Origin of the sequence: Streptomyces sp. NPDC090108, from assembly GCF_044747185.1 — a bacterium.
In the GTDB taxonomy this organism is placed as follows: Bacteria; Actinomycetota; Actinomycetes; order Streptomycetales; family Streptomycetaceae; genus Streptomyces.
Genome location: NZ_JBIVDQ010000006.1, coordinates 494,933 through 513,100, shown reverse-complemented (window position 1 = coordinate 513,100; position 18,168 = coordinate 494,933). Strand labels below are relative to the sequence as shown.

The 18,168-nt window shown below is 73.3% G+C and carries 19 protein-coding genes; 8 read left to right on the top strand and 11 right to left on the bottom strand.

Translation table 11 applies throughout. From position 1 onward, the window contains the following. Nucleotides 1-12: 12 nt before the first annotated feature. The 10 genes from ACIPRD_RS23915 to ACIPRD_RS23870 all read right to left on the bottom strand — a co-directional run bounded on the left by ACIPRD_RS23915 (nt 13) and on the right by ACIPRD_RS23870 (nt 11,740). Complete coding sequence (locus tag ACIPRD_RS23915; RefSeq protein ID WP_401565758.1) at nt 13-1,164, bottom strand: CHAD domain-containing protein; 1,152 nt, start codon at nt 1,162-1,164, stop codon at nt 13-15. Next, nucleotides 1,145-3,499 carry an RNA degradosome polyphosphate kinase gene (locus ACIPRD_RS23910; RefSeq protein ID WP_401565756.1) on the bottom strand — a complete coding sequence of 785 codons (2,355 nt, stop codon included), beginning with the start codon at nt 3,497-3,499 and terminating at the stop codon, nt 1,145-1,147. Before ACIPRD_RS23910 ends, ACIPRD_RS23915 begins: the two co-directional genes overlap by 20 nt. A gap of 318 nt (nt 3,500-3,817) precedes the next feature. Next, on the bottom strand, nt 3,818-4,744 hold the full coding sequence (gene mshD, locus ACIPRD_RS23905; RefSeq protein ID WP_401565755.1) for a mycothiol synthase: 927 nt from the start codon (nt 4,742-4,744) through the stop codon (nt 3,818-3,820). A 194-nt stretch (nt 4,745-4,938) separates the two neighbouring features. Continuing rightward, the gene (locus ACIPRD_RS23900; RefSeq protein ID WP_401565752.1) at nt 4,939-5,712 is read right to left on the bottom strand and encodes a PH domain-containing protein; all 774 of its coding nucleotides are present in this window, start codon (nt 5,710-5,712) and stop codon (nt 4,939-4,941) included. Nucleotides 5,713-5,953: 241 nt separating this feature from the next. Continuing rightward, nucleotides 5,954-7,351 carry a sensor histidine kinase gene (locus ACIPRD_RS23895; RefSeq protein WP_401565815.1) on the bottom strand — a complete coding sequence of 466 codons (1,398 nt, stop codon included), beginning with the start codon at nt 7,349-7,351 and terminating at the stop codon, nt 5,954-5,956. A 50-nt stretch (nt 7,352-7,401) separates the two neighbouring features. Beyond that, a complete protein-coding gene (locus ACIPRD_RS23890; protein ID WP_401565750.1) occupies nt 7,402-8,136 on the bottom strand; it encodes a response regulator transcription factor in 735 nt (244 codons plus the stop codon). Nucleotides 8,137-8,224: 88 nt separating this feature from the next. Then, nucleotides 8,225-8,461: a hypothetical protein gene (locus ACIPRD_RS23885; RefSeq protein ID WP_356404412.1), complete on the bottom strand. Its 237-nt coding sequence runs from the start codon at nt 8,459-8,461 to the stop codon at nt 8,225-8,227. A 122-nt stretch (nt 8,462-8,583) separates the two neighbouring features. After that, nucleotides 8,584-9,522, bottom strand: a complete 939-nt coding sequence (locus ACIPRD_RS23880; protein WP_401565747.1) for a S1C family serine protease — start codon at nt 9,520-9,522, stop codon at nt 8,584-8,586. A 328-nt stretch (nt 9,523-9,850) separates the two neighbouring features. Then, a complete protein-coding gene (locus tag ACIPRD_RS23875) occupies nt 9,851-10,876 on the bottom strand; it encodes a LacI family DNA-binding transcriptional regulator (protein WP_356404416.1) in 1,026 nt (341 codons plus the stop codon). Between the two features lie 84 nt (nt 10,877-10,960). Next, on the bottom strand, nt 10,961-11,740 hold the full coding sequence (locus ACIPRD_RS23870) for a response regulator transcription factor (RefSeq protein ID WP_356404418.1): 780 nt from the start codon (nt 11,738-11,740) through the stop codon (nt 10,961-10,963). Nucleotides 11,741-11,917: 177 nt separating this feature from the next. Between ACIPRD_RS23870 and ACIPRD_RS23865 the strand changes: the two genes are divergently transcribed. From ACIPRD_RS23865 to ACIPRD_RS23830, 8 genes are all read left to right on the top strand, one after another. Continuing rightward, nucleotides 11,918-12,790 (top strand): alpha/beta hydrolase, encoded by an 873-nt coding sequence (locus ACIPRD_RS23865; protein WP_401565743.1) that lies wholly within the window; start codon nt 11,918-11,920, stop codon nt 12,788-12,790. Nucleotides 12,791-12,841: 51 nt separating this feature from the next. Then, on the top strand, nt 12,842-13,096 hold the full coding sequence (locus ACIPRD_RS23860; RefSeq protein WP_330458578.1) for a MoaD/ThiS family protein: 255 nt from the start codon (nt 12,842-12,844) through the stop codon (nt 13,094-13,096). A gap of 4 nt (nt 13,097-13,100) precedes the next feature. Next, nucleotides 13,101-14,480, top strand: a complete 1,380-nt coding sequence (locus tag ACIPRD_RS23855) for a hypothetical protein (RefSeq protein ID WP_401565741.1) — start codon at nt 13,101-13,103, stop codon at nt 14,478-14,480. 299 nt (nt 14,481-14,779) lie between these two features. Next, nucleotides 14,780-15,517, top strand: a complete 738-nt coding sequence (locus ACIPRD_RS23850) for a DUF2993 domain-containing protein (RefSeq protein WP_356404425.1) — start codon at nt 14,780-14,782, stop codon at nt 15,515-15,517. Nucleotides 15,518-15,772: 255 nt separating this feature from the next. Further along, on the top strand, nt 15,773-15,880 hold the full coding sequence (locus tag ACIPRD_RS23845) for an Ms5788A family Cys-rich leader peptide (protein WP_356404427.1): 108 nt from the start codon (nt 15,773-15,775) through the stop codon (nt 15,878-15,880). Nucleotides 15,881-16,008: 128 nt separating this feature from the next. Then, nucleotides 16,009-16,854, top strand: a complete 846-nt coding sequence (locus tag ACIPRD_RS23840; RefSeq protein WP_356404429.1) for a sulfurtransferase — start codon at nt 16,009-16,011, stop codon at nt 16,852-16,854. A 44-nt stretch (nt 16,855-16,898) separates the two neighbouring features. Next, the gene (locus ACIPRD_RS23835; RefSeq protein ID WP_004986406.1) at nt 16,899-17,186 is read left to right on the top strand and encodes a DUF1416 domain-containing protein; all 288 of its coding nucleotides are present in this window, start codon (nt 16,899-16,901) and stop codon (nt 17,184-17,186) included. 39 nt (nt 17,187-17,225) lie between these two features. Then, the gene (locus ACIPRD_RS23830; RefSeq protein ID WP_356404845.1) at nt 17,226-17,540 is read left to right on the top strand and encodes a DUF3099 domain-containing protein; all 315 of its coding nucleotides are present in this window, start codon (nt 17,226-17,228) and stop codon (nt 17,538-17,540) included. A 31-nt stretch (nt 17,541-17,571) separates the two neighbouring features. On the opposite strand, the gene ACIPRD_RS23825 is transcribed toward ACIPRD_RS23830, so the two are convergent. Then, a complete protein-coding gene (locus tag ACIPRD_RS23825) occupies nt 17,572-17,934 on the bottom strand; it encodes a DsrE family protein (RefSeq protein WP_356404431.1) in 363 nt (120 codons plus the stop codon). Between the last annotated feature and the right edge of the window lie 234 nt (nt 17,935-18,168).

The following is an 18,168-nucleotide window of genomic DNA, read 5'->3' as shown; positions in this document are numbered from 1 at the left end:
CTCGGCCCGTGCTCAGGGTGCGCCGACCGTCTGCTTCTGCCAGGCCCGCTGGAAGGCGAACCGGGCCGCCTCCACCTCGTGCCGCTGGTCGGCGTGGAGCACGCCGAGGGCGTACGCGGTCGCGGGTGCGATCCGGGGGGTGCGCGCGGCCTGCGCGGCGGCGGACGCCGCCTCGGAGGCGTCGCGGTGCCGGTTCAGGGCGTGGCCGGCCGCCCGCAGCCGGGTGTCGGCGGGCGGGCCGCCGCCGTCCAGCACCTCCTGGGCGTACCGGTGCAGGCGCAGCAGCAGGCGCACCTGGTGCCAGGGGCCGTCCTGCGGGTGCGGGGACGGCTCCGGGGACAGGCCGTGGACCAGCGCCTCCGCGTTGTACGGATGGCCCGCCGTGACCAGGGGCAGCGCGGCGACGGCGTGCGTGAGGCGTTCCTCGGCCGCGGCGGCCGGCGGCCGGGGGTCCGCGGCCGGGGCGGCGGGGGCCAGGGGCACCTCGCTGGCGAGCACGGCGACCCGGTCGGCGACCGCGTGGAAGCGGGAGGAGCCGAGCGCCTGCAGCGCGGTGGAGTGGGCCCGGGTGCGGGCGAGGGTCAGCCGGCGGTCCAGCAGGGCGCCGGCCTTGGCCGCGCCCACGGTGAGCGGGCCGCGCTCCGGCGCCGGGAGGCCGGTGCCCGGGGCCGGGACGGTCGCCGCCGTCAGGGGCCCGGCCGCGGTGACGGCCCGGCCGGGCAGCGCGGAGGTGCCCGAGAGCCGGTGCAGGGCCAGCAGCAGCCGCTCCAGCCGGGCCTCGTAGGCGTGTTCCAGGCCCAGGGTGCCCGAGACCCAGGCCAGCTCGGGGCGCATCTCGTCGGACCACTCGGTGTCAAGGAGCGCGCGGAAGGTGTGCAGGCCGGCGCTGATCCGGCGGGCCGAGCGGCGCAGGGCGCGCGCCGCGTCGGCCGGTTCCGCGGCGCCGGCGGCCGCCGCGCCCCCGGTCTCCCGGTGCAGGCGCAGCGCGCGGAGGAACTCCGTGGCCTGGGCGCGCAGATAGACCGCGACGGCCTCCCCGGTGGGAGCGCTCGCCCGCTCACGGGCGTCCCCCCGCCCCGGCGGTGCCGGGAGCGGGGGAACGGCCGGGAAGCCGGCGGGAACCTGGTCCGGGGAGCCCGTCGGGTCAGGGTGTCGCTGTGCCACGCCGGCGCCTCCGGGCGTCTATGAGCATCTCCTGGACGTTGCGCAGCGGCTGGCCGTCCGCGTCGGTCGCGTGCCGGGTCCATTCGCCGTCGGGGCCGAGGTGCCAGGAGGCGGTGCTGTCGGACATGCCGGTGTCGAGCAGCCGGTTCAGGGCCGCCCGGTGGCCGGGGTCGGTGACCCGGACCAGGGCCTCGATACGGCGGTCGAGGTTGCGGTGCATCATGTCGGCGCTCCCGATCCACACCTCGGGCTCGCCGCCGTTGCCGAAGGCGAAGACCCGGGAGTGTTCGAGGAAGCGCCCGAGTATCGAGCGGACCCGGATGTTCTCGGACAGCCCCGCGACGCCCGGCCGGACGGCGCAGATGCCGCGCACCCAGACGTCCACCGGCACGCCCGCCTCGGAGGCCCGGTACAGCGCGTCGATGACCGCCTCGTCGACCATCGAGTTGACCTTGATGCGGATGAAGGCGGGGCGGCCGGCGCGGTGGTGCTGGATCTCCTTGTCTATGCGGGAGACCAGGCCGTCGCGCAGGGACTTGGGGGCCGTCAGCAGGCGGCGGTAGGTCTCGCGGCGGGAGTAGCCGGAGAGCCGGTTGAAGAGGTCGGAGAGGTCCGCGCCGACCTGCGGGTCGGCGGTGAGCAGGCCGAGGTCCTCGTAGAGGCGGGCCGTCTTCGGGTGGTAGTTGCCGGTGCCGACGTGGCTGTAGCGGCGCAGGGTCTCGCCCTCCTGGCGGACCACCAGCGACAGCTTGCAGTGGGTCTTCAGGCCGACCAGGCCGTAGACGACGTGGCAGCCGGCCTCCTCCAGCTTGCGCGCCCACTTGATGTTGGCGTGCTCGTCGAAGCGGGCCTTGATCTCGACCAGGACGAGGACCTGCTTGCCGGACTCGGCGGCGTCGATGAGGGCGTCGACGATCGGCGAGTCGCCGGAGGTGCGGTACAGCGTCTGCTTGATCGCGAGGACGTCCGGGTCCTGCGCCGCCTGCTCCAGGAAGGCCTGGACGGAGGTGGAGAAGGAGTCGTACGGGTGGTGCAGCAGCACGTCGCGCTGGCGCAGGGCGGCGAAGATGTCCGGCGCGGACGCCGACTCGACCTCGGCCAGGTCGCGGTGGGTGCCGGCGACGAACTTCGGGTACTTCAGCTCCGGCCGGTCCAGGCCGTGGATGCGGAAGAGGCCGGTGAGGTCCAGCGGGCCGGGCAGCGGGTACACCTCGGCCTCGGAGATCTTCAGCTCGCGCACCAGGAGGTCCAGCACCTCGCGGTCGATGTCCTCCTCGACCTCCAGGCGCACCGGCGGGCCGAAGCGGCGGCGCATGAGCTCCTTCTCCAGGGCCTGGAGCAGGTTCTCGGCGTCGTCCTCCTCGACCTCGAGGTCCTCGTTGCGGGTGAGCCGGAAGGCGTGGTGCTCCAGCACCTCCATGCCCGGGAACAGCTCCTCCAGGTGCGCGCCTATGACGTCCTCCAGCGGGACGTAGCGGCCGGGCGCGGCCTCCAGGAAGCGGGTCAGCAGCGGGGGGACCTTCACGCGGGCGAAGTGCTTGTGGCCGCTGACCGGGTTGCGCACGACGACGGCCAGGTTCAGCGAGAGGCCGGAGATGTACGGGAAGGGGTGCGCGGGGTCGACGGCGAGCGGCGTGAGGACCGGGAAGATCTGGTGCCGGAAGAGCGTGAAGAGGCGTGCCTGCTCCTTCTCCGTCAGCTCGTTCCAGCGCAGGATGCTGATGCCCTCGTCGGCGAGCGAGGGGGCCACGTCCTCCTGGAAGCAGGCGGCGTGCCGGGCCATGAGTTCGCGGGAGCGGGCCCAGATCATCTCCAGTACCTCGCGGGGCTGGAGACCGGAGGCGGAGCGGGTGGCGACACCGGTGGCGATGCGGCGCTTCAGGCCGGCCACCCGGACCATGAAGAACTCGTCCAGGTTGCTGGCGAAGATCGCGAGGAAGTTGGCGCGCTCCAGCAGCGGGGTGTTCGGGTCCTCGGCGAGTTCCAGGACGCGCTCGTTGAAGGCGAGCCAGCTGCGTTCACGGTCCAGGAAACGTCCCTGCGGGAGCGGTGCCCCCTCGCTGTCGGACTCCTCGTAGGCGTCGAGGTCCGCGTCGATGTCGGGTTCCAGGTCGGAGACGGCCGCCGCCACCGTGTGCGGGCGGTGGGCCGCTATGGAGCCCACGGGGGGCTGGACGTGCTGGACCTCTGCCTGGGCTTCTCGCTGACTCATGAACCCATTCTTCCGCGCCAGGAGCGTCACAGGCGCGTCGGAACGTGCGGGCGGGAGCGGCAGGGCCCCGTTCCCCGCGGGCCCCTCGGGGGGCGGCGAAGGCTCTGGCACGGCGGGCTTCATTGGCTGAGCGTCGCAAGTTCGTCTGAATCGATGGTTACGAAGACATGACGTACGGGATAGCGGGGGGCGACCCGCGGGGATCATGGGCCGCAGGGGACGGCCGGGCAGCGGGTGCGGAGCCGGGAAACCACCCGGCCCGGGCCCCCGGGGACATCCGGGGGCGCCGGTCCCGTACGGCCCCGCCCGCCGACTGCGAGGCCGTACCGGACCTATGGCGGTACCGGACCTATGGCGGTACCGGACCTATGGCGGTACCGGGCCTACGGCCGTGCCGGGCCTACGGCCGTGCCGGGCCTATGGCCGGACCGGCGGGTCCGGTCACGTCTCGCTGCGGTACATCAGGTCGGTCTCGTGCGTGCCGAAGCCCAGCCGCTCGTACACCGACACCGCCGCCTTGTTGTCCGCGTCGACGTAGAGCATCGCGGTGGGCAGCCGCTGTCCCGCCAGGTGGCGCAGGCCGATGGCGGTCAGGGCCTTGCCGAGGCCGCCGCCCTGCCGGCCGGGGAGCACCCCGAGGACGTAGACCTCGCCGAGCCCCTCCTCGGCGTGCTCCTTGGTCCAGTGGAAGCCGATCAGCTCCCCGCGCAGCTCGGCGAGGAAGAAGCCGGCCGGGTCGAACCACTGCTCGGCCTTGCGGTCGTCCAGGTCGCGCTGGGTCAGGGAGCCCTGTTCGGGGTGGTGGGCGAAGGCCGCGGCGTTGACGGCGAGCCAGGCCGCGTCGTCCTTGCCGGGCACGAAGGCGCGCACGGTGACCCCGGCGGGCAGCACCGGTTCGGGCAGGTCCAGGTCGTCCAACGAGCGGCGCATCTGGCGCAGTTCGCGGAACAGGGTCAGGCCCAGCACCTGGGCGAGGTGCCGGGCGGCCGGGTGGCCGCCGTGCGCCCAGACCCGCAGCCGCTTGCCGGAGGCGGCGAGCAGCGCCGAGCCGAGCGCCCGGCCGTGCCCGCGTCCCCGGTGCGCCGGGTGGACGACGAGCTCGGCGGCCGGTGCCTCCACCGGGTCGGTGTCCTCCAGCTGCGCGTAGCCGACGAGTTCACCGCCGACGTGCAGCAGCAGATGGGAGACGCCCGCGCGGGTTCCCCCGCGCAGTTGGAGCCGCCCCTGCTCGGACACGGGCTGCTGGCCGTCGACCCGGGCGGCCTCGGCGAGCAGTCCGAGCACCTCCTCGGCCTGGTCCGGGGTGAGTTCGGAGTGCGTCTCGATGGAACGGGAAGGGAAGGGCCGCAGGGCGTCGTCGCTGCTCATGCGTACGAGGGTACGGGGCGGCCGGGGAGAAGTGCCGTCACCGCAGCGGTGAAGGGGACCGGCCGGCGGAAAGCGGCAGGTGGCGGTGAACCCCCGGTGACCCGGGGCGCGTTGGCGTGCGGCCCGGCGTTCCCGTGGCGGCCGCGCCGCCCGCCGACCGTCGCTCACCCGGCCCGGTCCCGTGGCTCCCGGTCTCAGGCTCCCGGCCTGGGGCCCTCTCGGCCGGCGCCCGGGGCCGAGGGCCGCTCGGGTGGCGCCAGGGACTCCCCGCGCCAGTGGTACAGGGCGGCGATCAGGACGAAGACGCCCAGCGGTACCCAGAGCAGCGTGGTGAATCCGGGCGGGTGGTCCGAGGTGGCGGTCAGCACCGCCAAGAGCAGGAACACGCCGATGAGCGTGAAGGCCGCTCCGAAGAACGCCCAGGTCCAGGCCTTGCGGTGCGCGGCCCGGCGCCGGATCAGCGCCTCCGTCTCCGGCCGGGGCGTCCACGCCGTGCCGCGGTACCGGGCGACCGCCGTCCGCAGGCGGGCGACCTCGGCCGGCGGGTCGTCCAGCTGCCAGTCGTCGAGCTGGGGCAGCAGGAACCGCCGGCCGCGGGTGTCGTACAGGTAGGTGAGCTGCTTGCGGACGTGGTCCCGGTCGTCGGGGACGGTTTCGACGCGGATGTCGTAGACGTCGGCCCAGGCCCATGTCCGTCCGGTCAGGGCTCGCCGGACCGAGATGCCGTCGGGCCCGGTCAGCGTGCGGCCCCGCCACAGCAGGAGGGCCGTCCGGGCGGTGGCGAGCAGAGCGGCGCCCAGCGCGCAGCCCCCCGCGAGCCGGAGGGGCAGCCCGCTGTGCGTCAGCCCCCGCAGCCCGAGGACGGCCAAGGGGATCAGGAGCCCCAGTCTCCGGCCCTGCGTCTCTCTGCGTTTGCGGTACTCCCGCTCGATGCCGCCCTCGTCCGACGCTGCGACGTGCCTGTCCACCTGCGCGCTCCCCGCCCCTGGCGCACGAACACGTGCGCGACTGGGCAGAGAATAGGACCGGGTTCCCGCCCGGCCCGCGGCGGGTGCCGGTCAGGGGCACCGGTACGACGCCCCCGCTCGTCCACGGCGCCCCCACCGAGCCGTGGCGCCCCGCCGGTCCGTGACGCCCCGCCGGTCCGTGACGCCTCGCCGGTCCGCGACGGCCGCACGCCCCGAGGCGTCGAGGCCCCGGAGCCCGGCGCTACATCGTCTCCGGCGGAGCCGTGGGCGCGCCGGGCAGCCGTACGGTGGCGACCGTGCCGCCGCCGGTGGCGCGGGAGAGGGTGACCCTGCCGCCCGCCTGCTGGACCGTGCGGGCCACGATGGACAGGCCGAGACCCGAGCCGGGCAGGGCGCGGGCGCTCGGGGACCGCCAGAAGCGGTCGAAGACGTGGGGGAGCTCGTCGGCGGGGACGCCGGGGCCGTGGTCGCGGACGGTCAGGACCCCGTCGGCCAGCCGCACCTCGATCGTGCCGCCCTCCGGGCTGAACTTCACCGCGTTGTCGAGGATGTTGACGATGGCCCGCTCCAGCGCGGTGGGCTCCGCGCGGACGAACCAGGGATCCAGGTCGGCCGTGATCGTCAGTTCCGGGCCGCGCAGCCGGGCCCGGCGCAGCGCGGCCTCGACGGTGTCCTGGAAGGACACCACCTGCACGCGCTCGCCGTGCTGCCCCTCGGAGCGGGACAGTTCCTGGAGGGAGCCGATGAGCGAGGCCAGCTCCGTCATCTGCGCCGTCACCGAGGCGAGCAGGGCCTTGCGGTCCTCCGGCGGCAGCGGGCGGCCGGTCTCCTCGCTGCGGGTGAGCAGCTCGATGTTGGTGCGCAGGGAGGTGAGGGGGGTGCGCAGCTCGTGTCCCGCGTCGGCGATCAGCTGCTGCTGGAGGTCGCGGGAGCCGGCCAGGGCGGTGGTCATGGAGTTGAAGGAGCGGGACAGGCGGGCCACCTCGTCGTCGCTGTCGTTCTCCACGGGGATGCGGACGGCCAGGTCCTCGGTGCGGGCGATGTGCTCCACCGCCTCGGTCAGCTTGTCGACGGGCCGCAGTCCCGCGCGGGCCACGGCGAGACCCGTGGCGCCCGCGCCGACCACGCCGACGCCGGAGACGAGCAGGAGGATGAGGGCGAGGTCGCTCAGCGTCCGCTGGGTGTCCTTCAGGGAGACGGCCACCATGACGGCCACCTCGGGGTACGGCTGGACGTCGGGGCCGCCGCCCACGGGCACCGCCACGGTCATCACCCGGACGTCGTTGCCCTCGGTGTCGGTGCTGGTGTGGAAGATGCGTCTGCGCAGCGTGGGGTTGCGGGCCGCGGCCCGGTCGATGTCCGTGACCTTGACGACGCCCTGCGCGGACGGCACCACGCAGTCGCGGCCGTTCGCCGTGACGACCTGGAGGTAGTAGTAGTAATAGTTCGGCCGGTCGTCGTCGGTGTTCGGGGTCTGCGGGCAGGTGAGCAGCAGCGTGGTGACCACGTCGCTGTCCAGGGGGCGGCCCATGCTCGCGAGCCGGTCGTTGACCTCGTCGTAGGACTTCTTCTGGACGATGAACCAGCAGGTGACGGACACCGCGGCCACCGCGAAGGCCACCGCGGCCGCCACCAGCATCGCCAGTCGCGCCCGCAGGGGCAGTGCCCGGTAGCGGCGTGCGAGCCCCCTCACTCCGCGCCGCCCTGCCGCAGGACGTACCCGACTCCGCGGACCGTGTGCACCAGGCGCGGCTCGCCCCCGGCCTCGGTCTTGCGGCGCAGGTACATCACGTAGACGTCCAGGGAGTTGGACGACGGCTCGAAGTCGAAGCCCCACACGGCCTTCAGGATCTGCTCCCGGGTGAGGACCTGGCGGGGGTGGGCCATGAACATCTCCAGGAGCGTGAACTCCGTGCGGGTCAGTTCCACCGGCCGGCCGCTCCGGGTGACCTCGCGGGTGGCGAGGTCCATGCGCAGGTCGCCGAAGGTCATCGCCTCGTCCTCGGGGACCTCGGCCGCCTCGCTGCCGGTGTAGGAGCTGCGCCGCAGCAGGGCGCGGACCCGGGCGAACAGTTCGTCCAGCTCGAAGGGCTTGACGAGGTAGTCGTCGGCGCCCGCGTCCAGCCCGGTCACCCGGTCGCCGACCGTGTCGCGGGCGGTGAGCATCAGTATCGGAGTGGTGTCGCCCGTCCCCCTGATGCGGCGGGCGGCGGTGAGGCCGTCCATGCGGGGCATCTGGATGTCCAGGACGAGCAGGTCGGGCCGGTAGGCGGTGGCCTTCTGCAGTGCGTCCGCGCCGTCGACGGCCACCTGCGTGTCGTACCCCTCGAAGGCGAGGCTGCGCTGGAGAGCCTCGCGCACGGCCGGCTCGTCGTCGACGATCAGGATGCGCTGGGGGTCACGGTCGCCTTCGGCGGGGCTCATCGCTCGCGTTCCTCGGGGGTGCGGTGGGGCGTGGACGGGGCGCCTCTCAGCGTCGCACGTTTCGGTACGGCCGGGGGCGATGCCGGGGTCAGACCGCGACCGCGGCGAGCCGGTTCAGCGCGGTGAGGCGGTTCAGCGGGACCTTGCGGCGGTGCGGGCGGTCGGCGGAGGTGCGCAGGCCCATCAGGTGCGGGGCGGCCGGGGCCGGCAGCTCGGGCAGGCGGGGGGAGGAGTCGGGCGCGTGCAGCTCGTGGGCGACCTCGAGGGCGAGGACGATGCCCGCCGGACGGATGACGGACTGCTCGTGAGCGACCTTCTTGATCATGACGTTCTCCCTGCTGTGCGGTGCCGTTCTTCGTTGCGTTGCGGTGCCGTGGGGTGCCATGGGGTGCCGGGTGCCGGTGCGGGACCGGCCGGGGCCTGTCCGCCGGCCGGTGGAGCCGGGCGTCAGCCGGTGGAGCCGGACCGGAGCCCGGCCAGGTCGGACTTGACGGTGTCGGCGGGGATCGCGAAGCCGAGGCCGATGCTGCCCGCGGCCGCGGACGAGGACGCCTGTGAACTCGACGAGTACATCGCGGAGTTGATGCCGATGATCCGGCCCGCAGCGTCGATCAGCGCGCCGCCCGAGTTGCCGGGGTTGAGCGAGGCGTCGGTCTGGATCGCCTTGTAGGTGGTGGTGGACGAGCCGGTGTCGCCGTTGAACTGGTGGCCGCCGAACTGGAACGGCCAGCCGCCGTCGCCGCCCGGGTCCTGCTGCTGGTTCTCGTCCGTGGAGACGGTCACGTCCCGGTCGAGCGCCGAGACGATGCCGCTGGTCACGGTGCCGGTCAGGCCCTCGGGGGAGCCGATCGCGACGACCGGGTCGCCGACCTGGACGCCCGAGGAGTCGCCGAGCGAGGCGGCCTTCAGGCCGGAGGCGCCCTTGAGCCTGATGAGCGCCAGGTCCTTGGAGCTGTCGGTGCCGACGACGTCGGCGGTGTAGCTCCGGCCGTCGCTGGTGCGGACCTTGACCGAGTCGGCGCCGGAGACGACGTGGTTGTTGGTGACGATCTCGCCCTTGCCGGTGACGATCACGCCGGAGCCGGTGGAGGTGCCGTTGCCGAGGGTGGCGGTGATCTCGACGACGCTCGGGCTGACCGCGGCGGCGATCGCCGCCACGTCGCCCTTGCGGCTGGAGGGCAGCACCATGTGGGTGCTGGTGGCGGCCGCGTCCGTGTTCTTCCCGGCCAGTTCCTCGAAGGCGTAGGCGGTGCCGCCGCCGATCGCCGCCGCGACGAGGGCGACCGCCGAGAGCAGGGCGATCGGGCGCCGGGGGCGCTTGTGCGGGGCAGCCGCCGGGCCGTACGGCGGCGGGGGCGGCCACTCGGGGTTCACGGGTGCGGTCATGTAGGAAGCTTTTCCCGTGACCATGAGAGCTTCCTGAGTGCACGCTGAGAAGCCCGGCAGAACCTCGTTCGCCCGATATGAGGAAGGCTCCCGCCCGGCGCCCGGAACAGCGCCGCGGCGACGGGAAAACCCCAGCTCACAGGCGGGTGAAGGAACCTCTCATGGAGCGGACGGACACCGCTCGGGGACTCCCCGGTACCGCCCCCGGGACCCCTCTGTACCGCTCCAGGACTCCTCTGTACCCGCCCCGGGACGCTCCCCCGCACCCGCCCCGGGACTCCCCGGTACCGCTCCAGGACTCCCCTGTACCGCCCCGGGACCGCCGCTCTCAGCCCACGCAGCCGCAGCTGGTGCGGACCACGAGCCGGGACGGGAAGGTCTTCAGCCGCTCGCGCCGGGACCCCACCACGCGCAGTCCGTCGTCCAGGACGAGGTCGACGGCCGCGCGGGCCATCGCCGGGCGGTCCGAGGCGACGGTGGTCAGCGGCGGGTCGGCGAGCGCCGCCTCCTTGATGTCGTCGAAGCCCGCCACCGCCAGCTCGCCCGGCACCTCGATGCGCAGCTCGCGGGCGGCCCGCAGCACGCCGAGCGCCTGGTCGTCGGTGGAGCAGAAGACCGCCGGCGGCCGGTCGGGCCCGGCCAGCAGCTCCAGGGCCACGCGGTAGGCGTCGTAGCGGTTGTACGGCGCCTCGAACAGGCGGCCCTCGGTGGACAGGCCCGCCTCGGCCATGGCCCGCCGCCAGCCCTCGACGTGGTCGGAGACCGGGTCGCCGACGGCCGGGGTCATGGGCGTGCCGCCCACGCAGGCCACGTAGTCGTAGCCGTGCTCCAGCAGGTGGCGCACGGCGAGCTGGGCGCCGCCCAGGTCGTCCGTGACCACGGCGACGTCGTCGATGGCCTCGGGGCGCTCGTGGAGCAGCACCACGCGGGCGTCCCAGGCGTCGATCTCGGCGGCGGCCTGGTCGTTCAGGGCGTGCGAGACGAGGATGAGGCCGGAGACCCGCATGCCGAGGAACGCGCGCAGGTAGTGGACCTCGCGCTCGGCGATGTAGTCGGTGTTGCCGACCAGCACCATCTTTCCGCGCTCGGAGGCGGCCTGCTCCACCGCGTGCGCCATCTCCCCGAAGAAGGGCTGGCGGGCGTCGGGGATGATGAGGCCTATGAGGTCGGTGCGCCGGGAGGCCATCGCCTGCGCGACCCGGTCCGGGCGGTACCCCAGCTCGTTGATCGCGGCGAGGACACGCTCGCGCGTGGCCGGTGCGACCGGCCGGGGTCCGTTGTTGATGACATAACTGACGACGGCTGTGGAGGTTCCAGCCAGCCGTGCCACGTCATCCCGAGTCACCTTGGCCACGCGCGGAGTCTACGCGGATGGACCCCCTGCGGGCAGGGCGAATCGGGCGCCGTTCCGCGGGGGAGACACTCCGCCCGGCGAGGGTCAGGCGTCCGCCGCGACCTCGGCGCCGTCCCGGACGGCTGATGCGTCCGCATCTTCCGTCTTTGCCCGGTCCGCCTTGGCCTTCGCGCTCTCCATGCCCCGGTCGGGCTTCTCGGGGGTAACGAATCGATAACCGACGTTCCGCACGGTGCCGATCAGCGACTCGTGCTCGGGGCCGAGCTTGGCGCGCAGCCGCCGTACGTGCACGTCCACGGTCCGGGTGCCGCCGAAGTAGTCGTACCCCCACACCTCCTGCAGCAGCTGGGCGCGGGTGAACACGCGGCCGGGGTGCTGGGCGAGGTACTTGAGGAGCTCGAACTCCTTGAAGGTCAGGTCCAGGACCCGGCCCTTGAGCTTGGCGGAGTAGGTGGCCTCGTCCACGGAGAGGTCGCCGTTGCGGATCTCCATGGGGGAGTCGTCGTTGACGATCTGCCGGCGGCCCATGGCGAGCCGGAGCCGGGCCTCGACCTCGGCCGGTCCCGCCGTGTCGAGGAGGACGTCGTCGATCCCCCAGTCCGCGGTGACGGCGGCGAGACCGCCCTCGGTGACGACGAGGAGCAGCGGACAGCCGGGCCCGGTGGAGCGCAGCAGCTGGCACAGGCTGCGGACCTGCGGCAGGTCGCGGCGGCCGTCGATCAGGATGACGTCGGCGCCCGGCGTGTCGATCAGGGCGGGGCCCTCGGCGGGGGCGACCCGCACGTTGTGCAGCAGCAGGCCGAGCGCGGGAAGCACCTCCGCCGACGGCTGGAGGGCGTTGGTCAGGAGCAGCAGAGAACTCATATGTCTGGTTCCTCCTCGGTCCTGCGAGGACGTGTGCGGTGCGGCACTGTTCTGCGGTCACGGGGGCCCCGTACACAACACGTCTGCGGTCTCCCGCGTCGTATACAACGCTTCCGAAAGCACAAAAGGACCCGGGGGCTTCGCTGCCCGAGTCCTCTGCCCAGCAGAATAGCCCACATGAGCAATCGTCCGGCAGGTCATGGGGTGGGTTCCACCGTTCGTCCGAATTCCGAGACAGGCGAGCGGGCCCCTATCCGGACGTTTCTGCACACAGCCGACGGAATTCCGATCGATTCCGTATACGACCCGGGTGCGGCCGTATACGGAACGGCGTCCGGTGCCTCGGACGACCGGGATGCCGCTGGTCCGGCGCCGTCCTCCGGCCTGGTGTTCGTGATCGCCCACGGTTTCACCGGGGACGTGGACCGGCCACACGTACGAAGGGTGGCGGGCGTGCTCGCCCGTTACGGCGCCGTCGTCACCTTCTCCTTCCGCGGGCACGGCGCCTCCGGCGGCCGCTCCACGGTCGGCGACAAGGAGGTGCTCGACCTGGCGGCCGCGGTGCGGTGGGCGCGCGGCTTCGGGCACGCGCGCGTGGTGACCGTCGGCTTCTCCATGGGCGGCTCCGTGGTGCTGCGGCACGCGGCCCTGCACCCCGGCACGGTCGACGCCGTCGTCTCGGTGAGCGGCCCCGCCCGCTGGTACTACCGGGGCACCGCGCCCATGCGCCGCCTGCACTGGATGGTCACCCGCCCCGCCGGCCGCCTGGTCGGCCGGTACGGCTTCCGCACCCGCATCCACGACCGCGACTGGGACCCGGTGCCGCTCTCCCCGGTCGAGGCGGCCGCGCGCCTCGCGCCTGTCCCGCTGCTCGTCGTGCACGGCGACAGCGACCTTTATTTCCCGCTCGACCACCCCCGGATGCTCGCCGAGGCGGCCGGTGAGCACGGCGAACTCTGGCTGGAGACGGGCATGGGCCACGCGGAGAACGCCGCGGGCGAGGAACTGCTGGCCCGGATCGGGGACTGGGCCCGCTCCAGGACGCACTAGCCTGGGAACACCGTCCTTCCTTTGATTTCCTGCCGTCGATTGAGGAACCAGATGCCCAAGGTCACGGTGCGCTACTGGGCCGCCGCCAAGGCCGCGGCCGGGGTCGCCGACGAACCGTACGACGCGGACACGCTCGCCGAGGCGCTGTCCGCCGTGCGGGAGCGACACCCCGGTGAGCTCACCCGCGTGCTCCAGCGATGCGCCTTCCTCATCGACGGTGATCCCGTCGGTACCCGCGCGCATGAGACGGTACGGCTTGCCGAGGGCGGCACGGTCGAGGTGCTCCCGCCGTTCGCAGGAGGATGAGGCAGTGAGCGACCAGCCGTACGAGGGTGGCCCCTACGAGGGGTACGACCCGTACCAGCAGCAGGACCCGCGGCAGCCGCAGGCGTGGCCCGGGCAGCCCCCGGCGGGCGCCAACCCCTACGCGGGACCGGCGGCACCCGCCGCGAACCCGTACGCGGGGCCGGTGCCTCCGGGCGCGAACCCGTACGCCACTCCCACCCCGCCCGCCGCGCCGGCCGCGAACCCCTACGCGGGGCCCGCCGCCCCGGCCGGGTACGACGCGCAGCCCGCGCAGCAGTGGCAGGGCCACACCTGGGAGACCCAGGCCCATGCGGTCGTACCGGACGCCGGGGAGACGGCGTACCTCCCGGTGCAGGACCCGGCCGCTCAGCCCCAGCCGCAGCCCCACTCCCCGCCCCACCCGGGGGCTCCGGGCGCCATGCCCGCCGCCGCGCAGGCCCTGCCGGCGTACGGCGCCCCCGCGCAGCCGTACGCCGCCTCGGCGCAGCCGTACGCCGCACCGCAGTCGCAGTCGCAGTCGCCGGTTCAGCCGCAGCCGGTGTCGGCGCCGGTCCCCGGCGCGGAGGGCGGCTCCGGTGCCGAGGACGGTTCCGGATACGGCCCGTCCACGCTCGCCGGCAACGCCCGCATCACCGACGCCCAGCGGGCCCGTCTCGAGGGCCGGTCCCCGATCATCGAGCCCGGCATGCAGCCGGCGGCGCTCACCGCGGTGCTGGGCCTGCTGCTCGCGGCGGCCGCGCCCCTCGGCTCCTACGCCCTGCTCGTCCCGCTGGTGCTGCTCCAGGCCGTGACGGCCGCGGGCTGGTTCCGGCTGAACGGCATGTGGCCCGCCCGGCAGGGCATCGCGCTGGCCTTCCTGGGCGGCCTCGCCGCGGACGGGGCCGTGCTGATCGCCGGCCGCGACCACGCCCCGGCCGCGATCCTCGGCCCGCTCGGGGTCTGGGTCCTGCTGTCCCTGGTGCTCCAGCTGCGCTCGCACGCCTCGCCCGACGAGCGGATGTACGGCCTGATGGCCACGGTCGCCTCCTCGGCGCTCACGGTCCTCGCGACGGGCTACCTCGGCGCCGGATCCGGCGCGGTGTCCGTGGGCGCGGCGGCGGTCGCCGCGGCCGTCCTGGCCCGCGCGCTCCCCCTGCCGACCCCGGTCTCCGTCGTGGTCTCCCTCCTCGCCGCGGCGGGCGCGGGGATCGCGGTGGGCGGGATGACGGACTACGGCGCGAAGGGTGCCGCCCTGGGAGCGGCCGCCGCGGTCTGCGCGCTCGTCGGCCACCGTGTCGCCAGTTACGACTACCCCTCCCGCTTCGTGCACTTCACCGCCGGTGTCGCCCTGCCGCTGTCGGCGGCGGCCCCGGTGGTGTGGGTGCTGGGACGGGCGCTGGGCTAGCCGCTGCTTCTGCGGGACACCCTCTGGCGGCTGTCCTCCAGGTCCTCGCGGGCCCGGATCCGGGAGTGTTCCCGGGTCCGGGCCCGTTCCCGTTCCCGGCGTGATCGCAGGTCCGGGCCCGTTCCCGTTCGCGGTGTGATCGCGGGGCCGTTCCCGTCACCGTCCCGGGTCCCCGCGGGCACCGCGCGAGGCCGCCCCCGTCCTGTCACAAGTGATCCACAATTCCCTCTCGGCCGTGTCCCGCGGGGTTACCGTGGCGCTCTCCAGCCATCACCACTGCCGACCCAGGGGATCCCCACATGCGCGCCCTGCGAATACTTCTGATCGTCGTCGTGATCCTGGGCGGCCTCTTCACGGTCGCGGACCGGCTCGCCGTGCACTTCGCGGAGGGCCAGGTCGCGGACAAGCTGAAGGCGAGGCAGGGGCTCCCCACGAGCCCCGACGTGGACATCAAGGGCTTCCCCTTCCTCACCCAGGTCGCCGGCGGCTCCCTGGACGACGTCGAGGTCGGCATCAAGGACTACGAGGCGGACACCGGCTCCCAGGGCCGGACGGTCCGCATCGACGATCTGACGGCCGACATGAAGGACGTCAGGTTCTCCGGCGACTACAGCTCCGCCACCGCCGCCTCGGCCACCGGCAGCGCGACGATCGCCTACGACCAGCTGCTGAAGGCCGCCAAGCCCGAGCCGACCGCCATGGGGCCCGGCGTCACGGCCCGCGTCGTCGGCCTCGCCTACGGCGGCGGCGACAAGATCAAGGTCGCGCTGGAGGTGTCGGTCCCCGCGCTGGACGTGAAGCAGACGGTGCGGATGCTCAGCTCGGTCACCGTCAAGGACGGCAGGATCCAGGTGCACGCGGACAGCATCCCCGCCCTCGGCCGCGTGGACATCGCCGAGAACCGCGTCCGTGAGATCACCGACTTCCAGCAGGCCCTGGACCGGCTGCCGGGCGGGATCAGGATCGACCAGGTGCACGCGACCCAGGCCGGCGTGGAGGTCGGTGTGGCGGGTTCGGACGTCCGTCTGGCCGGGTAGGACCACGGGCGGGCCCCGTGGGTCCGCCGCCGTTCCGTGTCAGGCCGCGCCCGCGGCCCGTGCCCGCCGGTTTCCACCCGCGTCCGCCAGGCGAGACGCCGTGGTCCGAACAGCAGATGATCGGCTCGAATCCGAGCGCCCGGAACCCCGCGACGGGGGGCCGGGCGCTTCTTTCGTCCCGGGATGCGGACGATCGCGTCTCATCATCCGACACACCGGTGACACGGCCGTCCGGCCGTCCCTACGATCGACCCCATGCAGTGCTCGACAGGTGTCCTCCGGTCGCGGGGACAGGCGGATCTCACGAAGCGGCGGGCAGTCGACCTGTGCCGCGTCGCCGCCATGCTCTGTCGCCCCTTCTGAGCGGAACTCCACGCTTTTCCGCATCTCTGTGCCGCCCTGCTGGAAGGGCACCCGTGCGCCGCCCGCACCTCGGGCGCGCCCCCTCTGTCTCGCACGCCCCGCCGTATCTGCCCCGGAGGAGAAAGCGCATGAGCCGCAGCGACGTCCTGGTCGACGCCGACTGGCTGCAGGACCGCCTGGACGACCCGTCGATCGCCATCGTCGAGGTCGACGAGGACACGTCCGCCTACGAGAAGAACCACATCAAGAACGCGATCCGCATCGACTGGACCAAGGACCTCCAGGACCCGGTCCGCCGTGACTTCGTCGACCAGGAGGGCTTCGAGAAGCTCCTGTCGAAGAAGGGCATCGCCAACGACACCCTGGTGATCCTCTACGGCGGCAACAACAACTGGTTCGCGTCGTACGCCTACTGGTACTTCAAGCTCTACGGCCACGACAACGTCAAGCTCCTCGACGGCGGCCGCAAGAAGTGGGAGCTGGACGCCCGCGAGCTGGTCGACGGCACCGAGGTGCCCGAGCGCGCGGCCACCGACTACCGGGCCGAGCCGCAGGACACGTCCATCCGCGCGTTCCGCGACGAGGTCGTCGCCGCGATCGACTCGCACAACCTGGTCGACGTCCGCTCGCCCGACGAGTTCAGCGGCAAGCTGCTCGCCCCGGCCCACCTGCCGCAGGAGCAGTCGCAGCGCCCGGGCCACGTCCCGAGCGCCCGCAACATCCCGTGGTCGAAGAACGCCAACGACGACGGCACCTTCAAGTCGGACGACGAGCTCAAGGAGCTCTACGCCGAGGAGAACGTGGACCTCGCCCGGGACACGATCGCCTACTGCCGCATCGGTGAGCGCTCGGCCCTGACCTGGTTCGTGCTGCACGAGCTGCTGGGCGTGGCGAACGTCAAGAACTACGACGGCTCCTGGACCGAGTACGGCTCCCTCGTCGGCGTGCCGATCGAGCTCGGCGCCGGCAAGTAGCCCATCCGACCGACCTTCTGGTCAGACCCCTTACGGAGACAGACATGTGTGGAGCGAAGGCCGGCGGCCCGGACGCCTCGACGATCAAGCCCGGGGAGACCACCATCCAGGGGCAGGTGACGCGTGACGGCGAGCCGGTGACGGGCTACGTCCGCCTCCTGGACTCGACCGGCGAGTTCACCGCGGAGGTCCCCACCTCCGCCACGGGCCAGTTCCGCTTCTACGCGGCCGAGGGCACCTGGACCGTCCGCGCCCTCGTGCCCGGCGGCACCGCCGACCGCACGGTCGTCGCCCAGCAGGGCGGTCTCGCGGAGGTCGCGATCGCGGTCTGAGCGGATCCGGTACGGCGCGAAGGGCCGCACCCCCCGGGGCTGGACGCCTGGGGTGCGGCCCTTCGCCGTGTCCGGACCTACTCTGGAGGCATGTACGCCCGGCGCCGCCGCTGGTACTTCGCCATGATGGGCACCTGCATCGTGCTCTTCGTCCTGGCCTGGGCCGTCGTGCGCCTGTGGTCGGTCCCGGCGGCGGTCGCGCTGTGCGTGGTGGCGATGATCATCCCGCCCGCGGCCGCGGTCGTCGCCAACCGGCGCGGCCCCGACGACCGCTGGTGGGACGCGCCCTCCGGGGACCCGCAGTCCGACGAGTGGTGGGACGAGCTGGACGGCAGGAAGCGCCCGCGGAAGTAGCCCCGCACGGCTCCCGGCGCCGCCGCCCGGGTCAGTAGACGAGCGCCTGCGTCCCGTCCGCCATGATCTCCTGGACGAACACCTGCGCGCCCGCGATCCGCACGCCCTCCAGGACGTCCTTCTCGGTGATCTCGCGCCGGGCGGCGCACTGCGTGCACAGGGTGACCCGGCCCGCCGCGAGGACCGAGTCGATCAGGTCCGGCAGCGGCGCCGCGTGCGGCAGCTCGAACTCCGCGGCCCGCCCCGGCAGCGCGAACCAGGACGACTCCCCGGTCAGCCACAGCGACACCTCGACCCCGCTGGCCACGGCCACCGCCGCCACCGTGAATGCCTGGGAACACCGCTCGGGAGCGTCCGCCCCGGCCGTCACCTTGATCACGAGCTTCTTCGCCATGACCGAATCGTAAGGCGGCGGGCGGCTGATCCACTGAGACCCACCTCGCCAGGAGAGCCGGGCCCGGGCCGCGTAAGCTGGGGCCCGGCTCTGTCGTACGCCCACTTCCGCTCAAGGAGCACCCGTGGAGATCTTCTTCGAAACCCTGCTGGTCCTGGTCTGCGTCGGCGTCCTCGCCTTCGCGGGACTGACCGTGAAGAAGCTGTACCAGGGCCAGCGCTGAGCTCTCCCCAA

Bases quoted from the DNA above. Each gene is read 5' to 3' on its own strand.
- ACIPRD_RS23910 (WP_401565756.1), bottom strand. From the start codon at position 3,499: ATGAAGCCCGCCGTGCCAGAGCCTTCGCCGCCCCCCGAGGGGCCCGCG.
- mshD (WP_401565755.1), bottom strand. From the start codon at position 4,744: ATGAGCAGCGACGACGCCCTGCGGCCCTTCCCTTCCCGTTCCATCGAG.
- ACIPRD_RS23895 (WP_401565815.1), bottom strand. From the start codon at position 7,351: ATGCTGGTGGCGGCCGCGGTGGCCTTCGCGGTGGCCGCGGTGTCCGTC.
- ACIPRD_RS23890 (WP_401565750.1), bottom strand. From the start codon at position 8,136: ATGAGCCCCGCCGAAGGCGACCGTGACCCCCAGCGCATCCTGATCGTC.
- ACIPRD_RS23885 (WP_356404412.1), bottom strand. From the start codon at position 8,461: ATGATCAAGAAGGTCGCTCACGAGCAGTCCGTCATCCGTCCGGCGGGC.
- ACIPRD_RS23880 (WP_401565747.1), bottom strand. From the start codon at position 9,522: ATGACCGCACCCGTGAACCCCGAGTGGCCGCCCCCGCCGCCGTACGGC.
- ACIPRD_RS23870 (WP_356404418.1), bottom strand. From the start codon at position 11,740: ATGAGTTCTCTGCTGCTCCTGACCAACGCCCTCCAGCCGTCGGCGGAG.
- ACIPRD_RS23865 (WP_401565743.1), top strand. From the start codon at position 11,918: ATGAGCAATCGTCCGGCAGGTCATGGGGTGGGTTCCACCGTTCGTCCG.
- ACIPRD_RS23860 (WP_330458578.1), top strand. From the start codon at position 12,842: ATGCCCAAGGTCACGGTGCGCTACTGGGCCGCCGCCAAGGCCGCGGCC.
- ACIPRD_RS23850 (WP_356404425.1), top strand. From the start codon at position 14,780: ATGCGCGCCCTGCGAATACTTCTGATCGTCGTCGTGATCCTGGGCGGC.
- ACIPRD_RS23845 (WP_356404427.1), top strand. From the start codon at position 15,773: ATGCAGTGCTCGACAGGTGTCCTCCGGTCGCGGGGACAGGCGGATCTC.
- ACIPRD_RS23840 (WP_356404429.1), top strand. From the start codon at position 16,009: ATGAGCCGCAGCGACGTCCTGGTCGACGCCGACTGGCTGCAGGACCGC.
- ACIPRD_RS23835 (WP_004986406.1), top strand. From the start codon at position 16,899: ATGTGTGGAGCGAAGGCCGGCGGCCCGGACGCCTCGACGATCAAGCCC.
- ACIPRD_RS23825 (WP_356404431.1), bottom strand. From the start codon at position 17,934: ATGGCGAAGAAGCTCGTGATCAAGGTGACGGCCGGGGCGGACGCTCCC.